The sequence below is a fragment of the Runella sp. CRIBMP genome, from assembly GCF_009905605.1.
Taxonomy (GTDB): Bacteria; Bacteroidota; Bacteroidia; order Cytophagales; family Spirosomataceae; genus Runella.
The window spans coordinates 1-629 of sequence record NZ_JAAAKZ010000054.1; the positions used below are offsets into that span (position 1 = coordinate 1).

1 protein-coding gene is annotated in these 629 nt (G+C 46.3%); it reads left to right on the forward strand.

The annotated features are described in order from the left end of the window. Window positions 1-40: 40 nt before the first annotated feature. A partial coding sequence (locus GVN20_RS29510) for a lamin tail domain-containing protein (protein WP_166561776.1) occupies window positions 41-629 on the forward strand: 589 nt, incomplete at its 3' end.

Genomic DNA, 629 nt, shown 5'->3' on the forward strand with positions numbered 1-629 from the left:
AAGGGCTGTCCGTAAAATAAAGAAATAAACCTTACCTCGTATGAAAAACTCTTTTACTCTCCTGCTCTTGTTGGTGAGTGCTACACTTATTAGGGCACAGATTAAGATTAATGAACTCATGGCCTCCAATGAGAATACGGTTGTTGACAACGTTGGGGCGTATTCTGATTGGGTAGAGCTTCACAACCCAAGCGGAGCTGCTATAGACTTGGCGAGCTATTATCTGACGGACGATTATTCAAATTTGAAGAAATTTCGGTTTACTTCTACCGCAGGACAAGTGGTAGTACCTGCCAACGGGTATTTGATTGTTTGGGCCAGCAGTACGGTGTCAAGTGGGGCAAATCACACGAGTTTTTCGTTGTCGGCCAATGGTGAGCGGGTAGCGTTGGTGATGCCAGATGGTCTGAGTATTGTGGATAGTCTGACATTTGGCCCTCAACGGATGGATATATCTTTTGGCCGGCTGCCCAACGGTGGAACCACATTTAAGTATTTTACGGTGTCCACGCCCGGGTCGGCGAATGTGGTTTCAAACAGTTATGATGAGTTGTTGAGCCCGCCCGTTTTTTCCCATGTAGGCGGGTTTTACAGCAGTAGTTTTGGTTTGACAATTAGTCATCCAGACG